The organism is Streptomyces sp. NPDC053541 (assembly GCF_044544705.1).
In the GTDB taxonomy this organism is placed as follows: Bacteria; Actinomycetota; Actinomycetes; order Streptomycetales; family Streptomycetaceae; genus Streptomyces.
This window is the reverse complement of sequence record NZ_JBITXM010000003.1, coordinates 531,875-545,965: the sequence shown is the minus strand read 5'-3', so window position 1 is coordinate 545,965 and position 14,091 is coordinate 531,875. Positions and strand designations below refer to the sequence as shown.

Below are 14,091 nucleotides of genomic sequence, written 5' to 3'. Positions count from 1 at the left end.
GCGGCGTCGGCCAGCAGGGTGCGGCGGGCGGGTGGCGCGCCGGGCGCGGGGGCGGGGTTCTCGGAGGTCACCCCCTCTTTCTACACCTGTAGAGGGTGGCGCTAGCCTTCTACAGATGTAGAAGGCTCATGTCGGTCGCGGGCCGAACCCCGGGGCCGGCATGTTCGGACAGGGAGAGTGCACATGGGACGCACCGCCGTCGTCGTCGGCGCCGGGATCGGCGGGCTCGCCGCCGCCGTGGGACTGCGCAGGACCGGCTGGGAGGTGACGGTGCTCGACCGGGCGCCGGAGCTCGCCGACGCCGGTGCCGGGATCTCCCTGGCCGCCAACGGGATCCGCGCGCTCGACGCGCTCGGGGTCGGCGCGGCCGTACGGGCCGCCGGGCGCGGCCAGTACACCGGCGGCACCCGCACCCCGGACGGCGGCTGGCTGGCCCGGATGGACGGCGCCGCACTCGAACGCGCCCTGGGCTCCCCCATCGTGGGCATCCCGCGCGCGGAGCTGCACCGGCTGCTCCGCGAGGCGCTGGGCGACCCGGCCCCGCGCACCGGCGTGACGGCGACGGCGGCCACCACGCTCCCGGGCGGCGGGAAGGCCCGGGTGGAGCTGCGCCAGGACGGGGCCGCCGAGGGGAACGGCGCGGGGGCCGCGCCGGAGGTCCTGGAGGCGGACCTGGTGGTCGCCGCCGACGGGGTCCGCAGCCGCCTGCGCGGCGCCCTGTTCCCCGCACACCCCGGCCCGGAGTACAGCGGTTCGACGGTGCTGCGCGCGATCACGGACCGCCCGCTGGACCTGCGGACCGACTTCGAGATCACCTGGGGACGCGGGGTGGAGTTCGGGCACATCGCCTTCGCCGACGGGCGGGCCGAGTGGCACGCGGTGCTCAACGCGCCCGCCGGGGTGCGCCCCGCCGATCCGCTCGCCGTGCTGCGCCGGCGCTTCGCCGACTGGCACGCGCCGGTGCCGGAGCTGCTGGCCGCGACCCGTCCCGAGGCGGTGCTGCACCACGACGTCACCGAACTGGTCACGCCCCTGCCCTCCTTCACCGCGGGCCGGGTGGTGCTGCTCGGCGACGCCGCGCACGCGATGACCCCGAACCTCGGCCAGGGCGCCTGCCAGGCCCTGGAGGACGCGGTGGTGCTGGCCGCCGAGCTCGACGGGGCGACGGACGTGAGCGCCGCGCTCGCCCGTTACGACGCGGTGCGCCGGCCGCGCACCACGGAGGTCGCCGCGGCGGCCCGCCGCGCCGGGCGCATGGGCCAGCAGCTGAGCCACCCGCTCGCGGTGCCGCTGCGCAACGGGCTGCTGCGGCTGGCCCCGTCGGGCGCGGCGGTCCGCGCGATCCTCCGGCACGCCGCCTGGACCCCGCCCCTCACCAGCGCTTTTCGCGAGCGGTGAGGGGTGAATAGGTGTGGCGGAACCTATTCAACGGACTGCTAGTTTGTCCGGATGTCTCTCAAGCACGCGGTCCTGGCGGCTCTCCTGGAGGGCGAGGCGTCGGGGTACGACCTGGCCAAGCTCTTCGACGTGTCCGTGGCCAACTTCTGGGCGGCCACGCCGCAACAGCTCTACCGGGAGCTGGACCGGCTCTCCGAGGCCGGTCTGATCGCGGCCCGGGTGGTGCAGCAGGAACGCCGCCCGAACAAGCGCATGTTCACCCTCACCGAGGCGGGCCTCGCCGACCTCCTCGCGTACACGGCGCACCAGCCGAAGCCGACGGCGGTGCGCGACGACCTCCTCGTGCAGGTCCAGGCGTGCGACGCGGGAGACACGGCGGCCGTCCGCGAACACGTGCGGGAGCGGATGGAGGCGGCGCGGGGGAAGCTCGCGCGCTACGAGCGGATGCGCGAGCGGATGCTCGACGGGCGGGACGAGGAGACCTATCTCCGCGAGTCCGAGCGGGTCGGTCCGTATCTGACGCTGTTGCGCGGCATGGCCTTCGAGGAGGAGAACGTGCGCTGGGGCGAGCGGACCCTCGCGGTCCTCGGCGCGCGCGGGGACCGGCAGGGCGCCGACGGTGCCGGGGCGGCCGCCGCCCGCTGAGCCGTCCGGCGGAAGGGGCCCGGGAGGGGGCCGAGGAGGGGCCGAGGAGGAGGCGGGTGACGTGGGCGGCTACCGTGCGGTAGCGTCCGCGGGCATGAACGTCGGTGAGATGGTCGAGGACTTCACCCTTCCGGATGAAACGGGCCGGCCCCGTTCCCTGTCCGGGCTGCTGGCGGACGGGCCCGTCGTGCTGTTCTTCTACCCGGCGGCGCTCACCCCCGGCTGCACCGCCGAGGCCTGTCACTTCCGGGACCTCGCGGGCGAGTTCCGGGCGGTCGGGGCGCAGCCGGTCGGGATCAGCACCGACGAGGTGGCGCGCCAGCAGAAGTTCGCCGAGCGGCACTCGCTCGGCTATCCGCTGCTCTCCGACCCGTCCGGCGAGATCCGTGACCGCTTCGGGGTGAAGCGGGGCTTCACGCTCGCGCCGACGAAGCGGGTCACCTTCGTCATCGACCAGGACCGCAGGGTGCTCGAAGTGGTGCGCAGCGAGCTGCGGATGTCGGCCCACGCCGACAAGGCGCTCGCCGCGCTCCGCGCCCGCGAGGCCTGAGACACCCCCGGTCCCGGGCGCGCCGGTCCCGGCGCGCGCGGAACGCGTCCCATCCGAACACGGCGGCCGGGCGGCCGCATCCGGAGCCGGTCACGACGTGCGGGGTGCCGGGGGCTCGGCGAGACTCGCTCCTGTGCGAGGCCTTCACGGCTTCGCGGGAAACGGAGTTTCGGAATGGACGACTATCCGCTGCTCAACCTGTTCTGGACCATGTTCTGGTTCTTCCTCTGGATCATGTGGCTGTTCCTGCTGTTCAAGATCGTCACGGACATCTTCCGCGACCACGAGATGAGCGGCTGGGGCAAGGCGGGCTGGCTCATCTTCGTGATCCTGCTGCCGTACCTCGGCGTCCTGGTGTACGTGATCGCGCGCGGCAAGGGCATGACCCAGCGGGACCTGAAGCAGGCCAAGGACACCGAGGCGGCGTTCCAGGACTACATCCGCAAGACCGCGGGCACGGCCCCGGCCGGGAGCACCCGGAGCAGCGGGGTCGACGAACTCGCCCGGCTCGCGGAGCTGCGGGACCGGGGCGCCATCACGGACGACGAGTTCGAGAAGGCGAAGGCCAAGGTCCTGTCCTGAGCCGTCCGGAGGGCGAGCCGGAGGACCGGCCGGCCCGGATGTCCCGGTCGCTGCTGCGTGCGGCGGCGGCCGAGCCGGGCAGGCTGCCGGAGGTGCTCGCCGCGTTCGCGCCGCGCCACCTCGGTCCGGGAGCGGACCGGGCGGTGCGGCGCATGCGTGCCGCCGGACCGGAGCCCTCGGCCGAGGAGCTGCACGCCCGCACCGTGGCGCGCGGCACCCGGAAGGCGGCGGCCGAGGGGGCGTTCGTCGGGGGGCCGTTCCTGCCGCTGGTGCCGTTCGCGTTCTGCGCGGCGCTGCTGTCGCAGGCGCGCACGGTGCTCGAACTGGCCGCGCTGACCGGCCGGGACCCCCGGGACCCCGAGCGGGCGGCCGAACTCCTCGTCCTCCAGGGCGTGTACGCCGACACCGACGCCGCCCGGGCCGCGCTCGCCGCGCGGGACGGGGAGGACCCCGGGGGATCCCGGGCGCGGCCCGGGCGGATCGCGGCGCTGTGGTCCCTGAGTCTGCGGATGGCGCGGCTGCTCGGCGTCCTGACGCCGTCCGGCGACGGCGCGGGCCGGCTGGCGCGGTTCGGGCAGTACGCGCTGACGGGCGCGGTGTTCCTGGTGGGCCTGGTGGCGCCGCTGGTGTGGCTGCCGTACCTGGCCTATTCGTACCGCCGGAACACCCTCCAGCTGCTCGACCGGGCGACGGTCTTCTACGCGGGCCGGTCCGCCCCGCGGCGCGCCTCGCGGCTGGACGCGGAGATGGTCCTGGCCCTGCTGCGGGCCGCGGTGTCGCTGCTCGTGCCGGTGGCGGGGGTGCTGGTGGTGCTGCTGGCGGACGTGCGGATCGCGGGTGACCGCTGGCCGGTGCTCGGCATCGTGCTGATCGCCGGCTCGGTGGGGGTCGGCGCCTGGTGGGCCCAGCGCCAGTGGCGCCGCTGGCACGCATAGGGGCACGCCCGGGGACGCCGGGCACCCTGGCGGACACAGGCCCCCTGAATACGACTCCGAAATGCGCCTTTGCTACGGTCGTGGCGTGCGGTTGACGAAATTCACCGATCTGGCGCTGCGTGCCGTGATGCGCCTGGCGGTCACCGGGCAGGACGAGTCCCCCACCACCCGCGAGGTGGCGGAGTCCATGGCCGTGCCCTACGCCCACATGGCGAAGGTGGTGACCCGGCTCCAGCACCTCGGCGTGGTCGAGGCGCGCCGGGGCCGCGGCGGCGGGCTCGCCCTCACCGAGCTCGGGCGGCGCTCCTCGGTGGGCTGGCTGACCCGGACCCTGGAGGGGGACGACGAGGTCGTCGCCTGCGAGGGCGATCCGCCGTGCCCGCTGCGGACCGCCTGCCGGCTGCGCGGCGCGCTGCGCGAGGCACAGGAGGCGTTCTACCGCACGCTCGACCCGCTCACCGTCGCGGACCTCGTCGAGTCCCCCACCGGGCCGGTGCTCCTCTCGCTCTCGGCCCGGCCGCCCGGCGACTGACCGCACCGTTCACGAACCGCCCCCGGGGCGGTTTTCCCTCGCCGTTAAATACGTAGATCATCTACCAGTTTGGAGACGTCATGCTGTCCGAGCAGTCCGTACCGGTCGTCCGCGCCACCCTCCCCGCCGTCGGCGGGGCCCTGGACGAGATCACCGAGCGCTTCTACGCCGGGCTGTTCGCCGCCCGTCCCGAGCTGCTCCGGGACCTGTTCAACCGCGGCAACCAGGCCACCGGCGACCAGCGCAAGGCCCTGGCCGGCTCCATAGCCGCCTTCGCGGGCGCCCTGCTCGAACACCCCGGCGCCCGCCCGGACGTGATGCTCTCGCGCATCGCCCACAAGCACGCCTCGCTCGGCGTCACCTCCGAGCAGTACAAGATCGTCCACGAGCACCTCTTCGCCGCGATCGTCGACGTCCTCGGCGAGGCCGTGACGCCGGAGGTCGCGAAGGCCTGGGACGAGGTGTACTGGCTGATGGCCAACGCCCTGATCGCCCTGGAGGCCCGGCTCTACCAGGAGCGCGGGGTCGCCGAGGGCGAGGTCTGGCAGCCGATGGAGATCGCCGCCCGGCACGAGGAGACCGCCGACACCGTCTCCCTCACGCTGCGCCACCCCGACGGCCGCCCCACCGCCGCCTTCCGGCCCGGCCAGTACGTGAGCGTCCGGGTCGCCCTCCCCGACGGGGCCCGCCAGATCCGCCAGTACAGCCTGTCCACCGCCCCGGGCCGCCCCGAGTGGCGGATCACCGTCAAGCGCGTGGCCGGCGACCCGGCCGGCGAGGTCTCCTCCTGGCTGCACGCCCACGCCGCGCCCGGCGACCGCGTCGACGTGTCCGAGCCCTTCGGCGACCTGGTGCTGCCCGAGGGCGACGGGCCGCTGCTGCTCGCCTCGGCGGGCATCGGCTCCACCCCGATGCTCGCGATGCTCGACCACCTGGCCGCCGCCGGCTCGACCCGCCGGGTCGTCGTGGTCCACGCCGACCGCTCCCCCGCCGGCCACGCCCACCGCCAGGAGCTGCGCCGGCTGGTCGGCGCGCTGCCGCAGGGCTCGCTGCACCTGTGGTACGAGGAGCCGGGCGACACGGAGGACGCCCGCCCCGGCCGCGTCGACCTCGGCACGCTGGACCTGCCGGAGGGCCTGACCGCCTACCTGTGCGGCCCGCTGCCCTTCATGCGCACGGTGCGCGGCGACCTGCTCGCCCGTGGCGTCGCCGCGGCCGACGTCCACTACGAGGTCTTCGGCCCCGACCTGTGGCTGGGCTCCGCGGCCTGACCTCCGGCATCCGCCCCCTTCTCTGCCCCCACGGCCCCCACGGCCCGCTCGCCCGGGCGGCCGGCAGGGCGCCGGGCCCCGGACCCCGATCTTCGGCCCGGAGCCCGGCGCCACCTGCGGATCGCGGGCACCATGGCGCAATCCACCCGGATATTGCATAGTGAAGCCGCGCATTCACCTCATGATCACCGGCAGGAGTGGGCGATGACCCTGGCGCACCAGGCGCTGCGAAAGCCGGCGGGCGCGGTCCGCGGGCTCGCCGTGGACATCGGCAGCTCCCGCACCCGGGTGTGGGCACCGGGGGCGGGCGTGCTCGCGGACGTGCCGAGCGGTCCGGTCACGCGCGGCCGGGTCACGGACGCGGTCCCGCACCAGCGGCTGCTGCGCGAGGTGGCCGACGCGGCGTTCGGCGAGGACCGGGCCGGCACCGTGGTGATGCTGTGCCATCCGGTGCTCGCCGGGCCCGAGGAGCGGGCGGCGGCCCGGCGGATGGTGGCCGAACTCGGCCCCGCCGGGGTGGTGTCCGTGCACAGCGCGCGGGCGGCCGCGGCGTACGCCGGTCCCGCGGGCGGCGGTCCGCTGCTCGTGGTCGACCTGGGCGCGGCGCTCACCGAGGTCACCCTGCTGGTCGACGGCCGGGTGCAGGACGCGCGGCTCGCCGAGATCGGTCTGGACGACCTGCCGGACGGGGACGGCTCGACGGCCCCAATGGTCCACGCGGCCGCCGGGATGGTGCGGGACCTGTGGCGGCGGGACCGCACCGGGGCGGTGCTCGGCGCGCTGCGCCGCGGGGTCCTGGTCGCGGGCGGCGGCGCGCTGCGGATGGACCTGACGGCCCGGCTGGCGCTGCGCCTGGGGGCGCGTCTGCGGCTGGCCAACGACCCGGCGACGAGCACGGTCCGCGGCGCGGGTCTGCTGCTCTCCTCGACGCTCCGGCACCCGGGCGCGGCGCGCCGGGACTGACGACACGCGCCGGCCCGTCTCCCCCGCCGCGGCGAGGGAGACGGGCCGGGCGGTCAGCAGCCGGTGGCCCAGATGTGGGAGTCGCCGCGGTCGTTGGCGGCTCCGTTGTAGCCCACTTCCTGGCCGGGGGCGAGGCAGATGGTCATGGAGCCGCCCTGCCAGGCGGACTCGTAGACCTGGACGTGGTCCTTGATGCCGGGTCCCGAGATGCCGTGGTTGGCCCAGGACGAGTCGGTGTCGGCGATCCAGCTCTCCCACCAGCCGTCGTCGCCGCTCCAGTTGGCCCGCTGGCCGCCGAAGTTCGCGTCCTGCCAGGCGCAGAAGTCCCCGGAGGGGCATTCGGCGGCGGTGGCGGGCGCGGTCAGGGCGAGGCCGCCGGCGAGGGCGAGCAGGGCCGCGGTGGCGGGCCCGAGGAGGCGCTTCATGAAGCGTCGGTGCCTTTCTTCTCGTTCTTCCCTGTGGGGTGCGCGGACAGCTCGGCTGCCCGCCGCAGTGCGCGGGTGCGCAACTGCTCGTAGGTGGCGACCTGGTCGCGGTGCAGGGTGCGTACGGTGGCGAGCGCGGCGGGTTCGAGCCGGGCGCGGACGTCGGCGAGGCCGCTCTCGCGGGTGCAGCGTGCGGCGACGACGGGGTCGGGGCGGCCGGTGCGGGGCCCGCCGGAGGGCGCGGCGCAGCGGGTCCAGCGGTCGAGGGCGGCGCGGTGCGCGGGGTCGTCCTTCATCCGGGCCTGGGCCTCGGCGCGCAGGTTGTCGACGGTGACCTGGGCGCGGAACCAGCGGTGCTGGTCGCCGTACAGCTCGGCGCGGGCGGCGGCGAGGCAGCCGTCGCTGTTGGCGGTGACGGTGAGTCCGGTGGGCAGGGTGAGGGAGAGCTCGCGGGGGTCGCGGCCGAAGAGCGCCGTCTGCAGGCGGGTGTCGGCCCGGGCGGCGGGGCCGGCCGCGGGGGCGTGGGTCCGGGTGGTCGCGGGGAGGGTGAGGCCCTGGGCGTCGAGGCAGTCGGCGACGAGCCGGCGCTCGGCCGCCTTGAGGAGCCGGTCCTCGTCCTGGCGGCTGGGGGGCGCGGTCGGGCGGGCGGGGCCCGCGGGGCGCGGGGACGCGGTGGCGCAGCCGGCGAGGACGAGGGCGGCGGCGGCCGTGAGGAGTGCGCGGCGGGCCGCGTGGCGCATGGTTCCCCCTGGTGGGCGGGGATGGGCGGTGGTGTCCGGCGGGAGTGGTCGCCGCCGTTTCGTGGCGATCAATGCCCGGTGCCGGGACGTCCATGCGGAGGGTTGCGGCGACTCACTCGAAGGGGTCGGACGCGCCGGAGCGCGCGCCGCCGACGGGGCGCTCACGGGTCCCGTGCCGAGCGGGCGCGGGAACGACCGGTGTGGGGACGACCGGTGCGGGAACGACAGAGCCCCGGCTGGACGGGGGGTTCCAGCCGGGGCCGATTGCCGTGACGTCGCGAAGAGCGGTCGCCGCTGAGGGGGGACCAGGGGACCGGGCCCCTTCGCCGTCACACAAGGATGAACGGTAAACCATCCCGCCTTGTTCCGGCTTGCGCCCCGTGCCGGGTGTGAGCCCGCTCACCCCTTTTCGGCGGTTCGGTCAGTCGTCCTTCTCGGGGCGGTAGATCGCCCCGGGCTCGGGCTTTCCGGGGGCGATCAGCTCGGGGACGGTGACGAAGGTGTAGCCGCGTCGCTTGAGCTCGTCGATGATGCCGGGCACGGCCGGGACGGTGCCGCCGTAGATGTCGTGCAGCAGGATGATGCCGTCGCCGTGGGCTTGGTCGAGGACGCGCTGACGTATCAGGGCGCTGTCCTCGGTGGAGTAGTCCTTGGCGGTGATGCTCCACAGGACCTGGGAGAGTCCGAGCTCGCGGCTCACCTCGGAGACGGTGTCGTCGGTGCGGCCCTGCGGCGGGCGCATCAGGGTGGGCTTCCTGCCGGTGATCCGCGCTATCGCGTCCTGGGTGCGGGAGAGCTCGTCGCGGACCTCGTCGGCGTCGATGTCGGTGAGGATGCGGTGGGTCCAGGTGTGGTTGGCGACCTCGTGGCCCTCCTCGGAGATGCGCTTGACGACCTCGGGATGGCGCACGACGTGCTTCTCGCCGAGCAGGAAGAAGGTGGCGTGGACCTTCTTCTCCTTGAGGATGTCGAGGAGCCGCGGGGTGTCCTCGCCGGGTCCGGCGTCGAAGGTGAGGGCGATGCACTTGGCCTTGGCGCAGTCGACGGCGCCGCGGGCGGCGGCGCCGTTCTTGCCGTCCGTCCCCGCCCTGCCGCGCGCCTCGCCGGGCGTGATCCTGTCGGCCGCGCACCCGGTGAGGGAGACGACGAGCGTCGCGGCCGCGAGCAGGGCGAGGGCCGTGCCCTTGCGTCGCCGGCCCGGCTCGGTTCGGAACATGTGCAACCCGCTTTCCCCGATGGAATGGCTCGTGAACGAGGGCCCTCGCCCGGTCATGGCGGGGCCCTGAGGCTCGTCGACGACTCTACACACGGTGTATAGCCGCTCGGGGAAGGGGGTGGCGCAGCACGCACGGCGGCCCCGGGCGGCGCCCGTCCGCGACGCCCGGGGGTCGGTGGGGAGGATTCCGCCCGTCAGCGGGACGCGAGGAGGAGGCGGGCCTCGGTCTCCTGGTCTCCGGAGACGGACTGCCGGGACTGGATGTCGAAGGAGCGCGCCAGCACCTTCGCGACCTCGCCGACGGCGTGGTACCCGCCGGTGAGGGTGGCGCCGACCACGCCGGTCAGCGGCACGGGCGCGGACTCCTCGTGGCGGCCGCCCGCCGTGTCGAAGGTCGCCATCCAGACGGTGGTGGCAGGCGAGGTCGCCGCCTGCGGGCCCGGCGTCGTCATGTCCTCGAGCTGATAGGCGTGATCGAGAACGTCGAAGACGGCCTGGGCGTCCTCCCGGCAGCATTCGCTCAGCTGCACGGTGACATCGGTGTCGATGTGCAAGTCGTACACGGCGCTCATCTCCTCGTGTGCCCGGATTCCAGCATCCCTCCTGTCACGCCTGCCCGCGAGGCCCCGGGTGGCGAACCGCGCCCGCGGTCCGCACGGTGGAAGGGACAGCACGTCCTCGGGAGGCGGTGTGTCCGGTACGAACCAGGGGCCCGGGAAGCCCGTGGAGAGGGACGGCGACGGGCAGCTGCGGGGCCGCAACGAGACCGAGGACGAACGCGCCGACCGGCGCTGGGCCGATCTGATGCAGGAGATCCGGGTAGCCCAGACGGGTGTACAGATCTTCTTCGGCTTCCTCCTCACGGTCGTGTTCACCCCGCGCTTCCCCCAGCTGTCCGACACGGACCGGACGATCTACGTCGTCACGGTCTCGCTGAGCGCGGCGGCCACGGGCGCCCTGATCGGCCCGGTCTCCTTCCACCGCATCGTCGCCGGCCGGCGCATCAAGCCCCGCGCGGTCGTCTGGGCCTCCCGGCTGACCCTCCTGGGCCTGCTGCTCCTGGTGGCCACGCTGGGCGCCGCCCTCCTCCTCGTCCTGCGCGTGGCCACCGGCGCCGGCTTCGTCCCCTGGCTCGTCGCCGGCATCCTCACCTGGTACCTGCTCTGCTGGTTCGCCCTCCCCCTCTGGGTCCGCTGGCGCCACACCGCCAACCTCGACCGCTGACCCCGTCAGCCGGCCCCGCCCGCCAGGACCGTCTCCACGGTGTCCGCCTCGGCGGCCGGCTTGTCCGGGCGGTGCCGGACGACGCGCGCGAAGCGCAGGGTGACGCCCGCCGGATAGCGGGTGGACCGCTGGAGCCCGTCGTAGGCGATCTCCACGACCAGCTCGGGCCGGACGCGCACGGTGTACCCGTCGTCGGACACCGCCAGCTCCCCGAGCCGCTCCGTCTGCCACCGCAGCATCTCGTCGGTCAGCCCCTTGAACGTCTTGCCCAGCATCACGAAGCCGCCGTCCGCCGCCCGCGCCCCCAGGTGCAGATTGGACAGGTACCCGGTGCGGCGCCCGTGGCCGCGCTCGGCCGCGAGGACCACCAGGTCGAGGGTGTGCACCGGCTTCACCTTCAGCCAGGTGCGCCCGCGCCGCCCCGCCACGTACGGGGCGTCCAGCGCCTTCACCAGGACACCCTCGTGGCCGCGGGCGAGGGTGTCGCGGAAGAAGTCCTCCGCCGCCTCGACGGACCGCGGGTCCGCCGGGTCGTCGACCGTCGTCCGGCGCACCCGCAGGTGCTCCGGCAGCAGCCGGGCGAGCACGGCGTGCCGTTCCCGCCCGGGGCGGTCGAGCAGCACCTCCCCGTCCGCCGCGAGCACGTCGAAGAAGACCGGCGTCAGCGGCAGCACCGCCCGCGCGGTGACCACGTCGGCCCGGGAACCGACCCGGGAGGCGGTGTTCTGGAAAGGCAGCGGCCGACCGGTCGCCGGATCGAGACCGATCACCTCCCCGTCCAGGACGAGCCCGTCGCCCGCCGCCTCGCGCACCGTGTCGACCACCTCGGGCAGCCGCGCGGTGATGTCGTCCAGCGAACGGGTGTAGACCCGCACCTCCTCCCCCAGCCGGTGCACCTGGATGCGGATGCCGTCCAGTTTCTCCTCCACCGCGCAGGGCCCCAGCGCGGCGACCGCCTCCGCGACGCCACCCGCCGTGTGCGCCAGCATCGGCTGCACCGGCCGGCCCACCCGCAGCGCGAACGCCTCCAGCGCCGCCCGTCCCTCGGCCAGCACGGCCCGCGCGACCGGCGGCAGCGAGCCCTCGAGCATCACCGCCCGCCGCAGCTCCGCCGCCGGAACCTCGGCGGCCCTGGCGACACCTTCGAGCGCGAGTGCGTCGAGCGCGCCCTGCCGGACCTCGCCGGACAGCAGGCGCAGCAGATACTCCTGCTCCGACAGCGTGGCCGCGCCGAACAGCTCCCGGAGCAGTCCCAGCCGCCGCGACTGCGCCCCGGCGCCGGAGACGGCGGCCAGCGCGGTCATCGCCGCGTCGGTGCCGGCCAGGGTGAGCCCGGGCTCCGCCGCGGGCGGCACGGCCGGTGGCAGGACCTGCTTCAGGACGCTCCAGCCGACTCCGATCCGCCCCTGCGGGAGGCGGCCGGAGAGATAGGCGATGACGAGCGGGCTCTCCTCCGGCTCGGCCTCCGCGAACAGCCGGGCGAGCAGAGCGGTCTTCCGGGACCGGGCCGACGTGGCGGCGACCTGCCCGGACACCTCCGCGACACGGGCCAGGAGCATGCGCCCATCGTGCCCGCGCCCCCGCCTCCCCGCACCCCGGCCCGCGCCCCGGCCACCCCGCATGCCGCCCTCACGTCCCCGGCCCGGTCGCCACCTCCTTCCGCCGGCGCAACCGGTCGAGGAGGCTCCGCCGGGCCCGTCTGCCGGGCGGGCGGCTCACCGCCACGGGCCGGGGAGGCCACCGGTCCACCTGCCGTCCCCTCGCGCCCGGCCCCTGCCCGGGCTCGGGCGCCGGACGCAGGGCGGGGGCACGCACCGAGGTCATGGGCGGCACCGGCACCGGCTCCGGCGGCGCGGCGGCGGCGGCGATCGGAGTGTCGAGGTCGTCGGCCGCACCAGCCTCGGCCGTGGTCGGTCCGGTGACCGGGTCCGGCGCCGTGGGCGCGGTCGGTACGTCCGGCCAGGCGCCGGGGCGCGGGGCCTCGCGATCGGCCCGGGCCTCGTCCAGGGCGAGGGCGAGGCTCATCCGGTGCCAGAGGATCTCGTCGGGGTCGTCGGCAGTCGTCAGCCGGCCGGCGATCTCCCGGGCCGTGGGCGCGTTCGGGAACCAGACCGGCGGAGCGGGCCTGAACCGGTCCAACTGGACCCGTTCGTAGGGATCGTCGACGACCTCGGCCACATGCGCCGGATCGAGCAGGGAGGCGATGGCCGCCGCGCGCGCCCACGGGTCCTCGGACGCCCGCAGCAGCATGCCGAGGCGCCTGGCCCGCCAGTTCCGTGGCCGCCAGTCGAGCCGGTCGTCGTCGGCGCGGGTGCGCACGTCCAGGGGCAGCCGGCCGGCGAGGAGTTGCGGGTGGTTGAGGGCGAACTCGGTGAGCTCGGCCGCCGGGTAGAGCCAGACCACCGCCCGGTAGCGGTTGACGTAGAAGCGGACGGGGCTGAAGTGGCCCGTCCGCGCGAGGCGGGCGAAGCGCTCGCGGGTGACCGAGAGGAGCGCGGCGCCCTCCCTCGTACCGACCGCGCGGACGCGTTCCCGCAGGCCGTCGGGGAAGTCCGGGGCGCCCCTGAGTCGTTCGATCTCCTCCCGGGGCACCCGGCGGCGGGCCGCCCTGTCCCCCGGGGAGGCGTCCGCGGCACCGGGTGACGGGCCGGGGCCCGGCACCGTGCGCACCAGTCCGAGGTCGACGGCGAGCCGGAACTCGTCCCGCTTCAGCTCCAGTTCCACGGCGGCGCGCCCCGGGGCGACGGCGTCCGGCAGCGGCGCGGCCCGCCGCTCCCGCCCCGGTCGCGCCTCCCCGGTTTTCGCCGCCGTCACCGCGGTGCGTCCGGCCTGGCCGGCCCGGTCGGTCGTCTCGTATGTGGTCATGTGACTGGTCCTCCCCCGTGCGTCACACCGTGTGAGCACTTCCACGAAAGACCGTAACGCACAGTGACGACACCCCGCTCGCCCTGTGGATAACTTCCGACGGCCGGCCCCGGCCTAGAACTCCTCCAGGCCGCCCGGCTGGCGGGCCGCCACTCCCAGGTGCTCGCCGACCCGGTTGACCAGCAGGGTCATCTCGTAGGCCACCTGGCCGACGTCGGCCTCCGCCGCGCTCAGGACGCACAGGCAACTGCCCTCGCCGGCCGCCGTGACGAACAGCAGGGCCTCGTCGAACTCGACCATGGTCTGCCGGGCCCGGCCGGCGTTGAAGTGACGGCCGGAGCCGCGCGCCAGGCTGTGCAGACCCGAGGAGACGGCCGCCAGGTGCTCGGCGTCCTCCCGGGCCAGTCCGCTGCTCGCGCCGGTGACCAGGCCGTCGTTCGAGAGCACGAGGGCGTGCCGTATCGAACCGACCCGCCGGGTCAGGTCGTCCAGGAGCCAGTCCAGTTCCTTGTCCAGCGCCATGCGTGTCCTCCCCCTGTGTGGTGCGTCCCCGTCGCCCCGTGGTCCCGGCAGTCCCCGTGGTCCCCCGCGGCCCGGGGGTCGCGTCGGTGCGGCCGGCCCCACGCGTACCGGGCGGCCGCCTTCCGGTCAGCCTTACGCACTGTCGTGAGCAGGGCAAGCATCCGTCGTCATCCGCGTGCCGCCGGAAGGCGCCGGGAGACGGCGGAAACCCGCCCCGGGAAGG

At 75.2% G+C, this 14,091-nt stretch carries 16 protein-coding genes; 9 read left to right on the top strand and 7 right to left on the bottom strand.

Features of this window, described 5'->3' with window-relative positions; genetic code table 11:
• The first annotated feature begins 183 nt into the window (after positions 1-183).
• From ACIGW2_RS09660 to ACIGW2_RS09625, 8 genes are all read left to right on the top strand, one after another.
• The gene (locus ACIGW2_RS09660; protein ID WP_391651897.1) at positions 184-1,398 is read left to right on the top strand and encodes an FAD-dependent monooxygenase; all 1,215 of its coding nucleotides are present in this window, start codon (positions 184-186) and stop codon (positions 1,396-1,398) included.
• A 51-nt stretch (positions 1,399-1,449) separates the two neighbouring features.
• Positions 1,450-2,043, top strand: a complete 594-nt coding sequence (locus ACIGW2_RS09655; RefSeq protein WP_391651898.1) for a PadR family transcriptional regulator — start codon at positions 1,450-1,452, stop codon at positions 2,041-2,043.
• 94 nt (positions 2,044-2,137) lie between these two features.
• Entirely contained in the window at positions 2,138-2,593 is a 456-nt protein-coding gene (locus ACIGW2_RS09650; protein WP_399842459.1) for a peroxiredoxin, read from the top strand.
• 174 nt (positions 2,594-2,767) lie between these two features.
• On the top strand, positions 2,768-3,175 hold the full coding sequence (locus ACIGW2_RS09645; protein ID WP_356065680.1) for an SHOCT domain-containing protein: 408 nt from the start codon (positions 2,768-2,770) through the stop codon (positions 3,173-3,175).
• Positions 3,176-3,213: 38 nt separating this feature from the next.
• On the top strand, positions 3,214-4,110 hold the full coding sequence (locus tag ACIGW2_RS09640; protein ID WP_391651900.1) for a hypothetical protein: 897 nt from the start codon (positions 3,214-3,216) through the stop codon (positions 4,108-4,110).
• An 85-nt stretch (positions 4,111-4,195) separates the two neighbouring features.
• Positions 4,196-4,642, top strand: coding sequence for an Rrf2 family transcriptional regulator (locus ACIGW2_RS09635; protein WP_356065676.1), 447 nt, complete (start codon positions 4,196-4,198; stop codon positions 4,640-4,642).
• Positions 4,643-4,722: 80 nt separating this feature from the next.
• Positions 4,723-5,913 (top strand): globin domain-containing protein, encoded by a 1,191-nt coding sequence (locus ACIGW2_RS09630; protein ID WP_399842456.1) that lies wholly within the window; start codon positions 4,723-4,725, stop codon positions 5,911-5,913.
• A gap of 204 nt (positions 5,914-6,117) precedes the next feature.
• Complete coding sequence (locus ACIGW2_RS09625) at positions 6,118-6,876, top strand: rod shape-determining protein MreC (RefSeq protein WP_399842454.1); 759 nt, start codon at positions 6,118-6,120, stop codon at positions 6,874-6,876.
• Positions 6,877-6,929: 53 nt separating this feature from the next.
• Here the strand turns inward: ACIGW2_RS09625 and ACIGW2_RS09620 are convergent, their stop codons facing one another.
• The 4 genes from ACIGW2_RS09620 to ACIGW2_RS09605 form a co-directional block, all read right to left on the bottom strand.
• Positions 6,930-7,301 carry a peptidase inhibitor family I36 protein gene (locus ACIGW2_RS09620; protein WP_361576936.1) on the bottom strand — a complete coding sequence of 124 codons (372 nt, stop codon included), beginning with the start codon at positions 7,299-7,301 and terminating at the stop codon, positions 6,930-6,932.
• Positions 7,298-8,041, bottom strand: coding sequence for a hypothetical protein (locus ACIGW2_RS09615; protein WP_391651904.1), 744 nt, complete (start codon positions 8,039-8,041; stop codon positions 7,298-7,300). Before ACIGW2_RS09615 ends, ACIGW2_RS09620 begins: the two co-directional genes overlap by 4 nt.
• Positions 8,042-8,462: 421 nt before the next feature.
• Positions 8,463-9,257: a polysaccharide deacetylase family protein gene (locus tag ACIGW2_RS09610; protein WP_391651905.1), complete on the bottom strand. Its 795-nt coding sequence runs from the start codon at positions 9,255-9,257 to the stop codon at positions 8,463-8,465.
• A 194-nt stretch (positions 9,258-9,451) separates the two neighbouring features.
• The gene (locus tag ACIGW2_RS09605; RefSeq protein WP_399842451.1) at positions 9,452-9,829 is read right to left on the bottom strand and encodes a hypothetical protein; all 378 of its coding nucleotides are present in this window, start codon (positions 9,827-9,829) and stop codon (positions 9,452-9,454) included.
• Positions 9,830-9,947: 118 nt separating this feature from the next.
• Between ACIGW2_RS09605 and ACIGW2_RS09600 the strand changes: the two genes are divergently transcribed.
• Positions 9,948-10,481 carry a DUF6328 family protein gene (locus ACIGW2_RS09600; protein ID WP_391651907.1) on the top strand — a complete coding sequence of 178 codons (534 nt, stop codon included), beginning with the start codon at positions 9,948-9,950 and terminating at the stop codon, positions 10,479-10,481.
• Positions 10,482-10,486: 5 nt separating this feature from the next.
• Here ACIGW2_RS09600 and ACIGW2_RS09595 read toward each other — a convergent pair whose 3' ends face one another.
• From ACIGW2_RS09595 to ACIGW2_RS09585, 3 genes are all read right to left on the bottom strand, one after another.
• Positions 10,487-12,040, bottom strand: coding sequence for an ATP-dependent DNA ligase (locus tag ACIGW2_RS09595; RefSeq protein WP_399842448.1), 1,554 nt, complete (start codon positions 12,038-12,040; stop codon positions 10,487-10,489).
• Between the two features lie 70 nt (positions 12,041-12,110).
• Positions 12,111-13,346 (bottom strand): DUF6397 family protein, encoded by a 1,236-nt coding sequence (locus tag ACIGW2_RS09590; protein WP_399842445.1) that lies wholly within the window; start codon positions 13,344-13,346, stop codon positions 12,111-12,113.
• Between the two features lie 114 nt (positions 13,347-13,460).
• Complete coding sequence (locus ACIGW2_RS09585) at positions 13,461-13,868, bottom strand: roadblock/LC7 domain-containing protein (RefSeq protein ID WP_391651910.1); 408 nt, start codon at positions 13,866-13,868, stop codon at positions 13,461-13,463.
• Positions 13,869-14,091 lie beyond the last annotated feature (223 nt).

Coding starts and splice junctions, on each gene's coding strand:
- ACIGW2_RS09585 (WP_391651910.1), bottom strand. CDS start 13,868: ATGGCGCTGGACAAGGAACTGGACTGGCTCCTGGACGACCTGACCCGG.
- ACIGW2_RS09620 (WP_361576936.1), bottom strand. CDS start 7,301: ATGAAGCGCCTCCTCGGGCCCGCCACCGCGGCCCTGCTCGCCCTCGCC.
- ACIGW2_RS09650 (WP_399842459.1), top strand. CDS start 2,138: ATGAACGTCGGTGAGATGGTCGAGGACTTCACCCTTCCGGATGAAACG.
- ACIGW2_RS09590 (WP_399842445.1), bottom strand. CDS start 13,346: ATGACCACATACGAGACGACCGACCGGGCCGGCCAGGCCGGACGCACC.
- ACIGW2_RS09595 (WP_399842448.1), bottom strand. CDS start 12,040: ATGCTCCTGGCCCGTGTCGCGGAGGTGTCCGGGCAGGTCGCCGCCACG.
- ACIGW2_RS09655 (WP_391651898.1), top strand. CDS start 1,450: ATGTCTCTCAAGCACGCGGTCCTGGCGGCTCTCCTGGAGGGCGAGGCG.
- ACIGW2_RS09615 (WP_391651904.1), bottom strand. CDS start 8,041: ATGCGCCACGCGGCCCGCCGCGCACTCCTCACGGCCGCCGCCGCCCTC.
- ACIGW2_RS09610 (WP_391651905.1), bottom strand. CDS start 9,257: ATGTTCCGAACCGAGCCGGGCCGGCGACGCAAGGGCACGGCCCTCGCC.
- ACIGW2_RS09625 (WP_399842454.1), top strand. CDS start 6,118: ATGACCCTGGCGCACCAGGCGCTGCGAAAGCCGGCGGGCGCGGTCCGC.
- ACIGW2_RS09605 (WP_399842451.1), bottom strand. CDS start 9,829: ATGAGCGCCGTGTACGACTTGCACATCGACACCGATGTCACCGTGCAG.
- ACIGW2_RS09640 (WP_391651900.1), top strand. CDS start 3,214: ATGTCCCGGTCGCTGCTGCGTGCGGCGGCGGCCGAGCCGGGCAGGCTG.
- ACIGW2_RS09645 (WP_356065680.1), top strand. CDS start 2,768: ATGGACGACTATCCGCTGCTCAACCTGTTCTGGACCATGTTCTGGTTC.
- ACIGW2_RS09660 (WP_391651897.1), top strand. CDS start 184: ATGGGACGCACCGCCGTCGTCGTCGGCGCCGGGATCGGCGGGCTCGCC.
- ACIGW2_RS09630 (WP_399842456.1), top strand. CDS start 4,723: ATGCTGTCCGAGCAGTCCGTACCGGTCGTCCGCGCCACCCTCCCCGCC.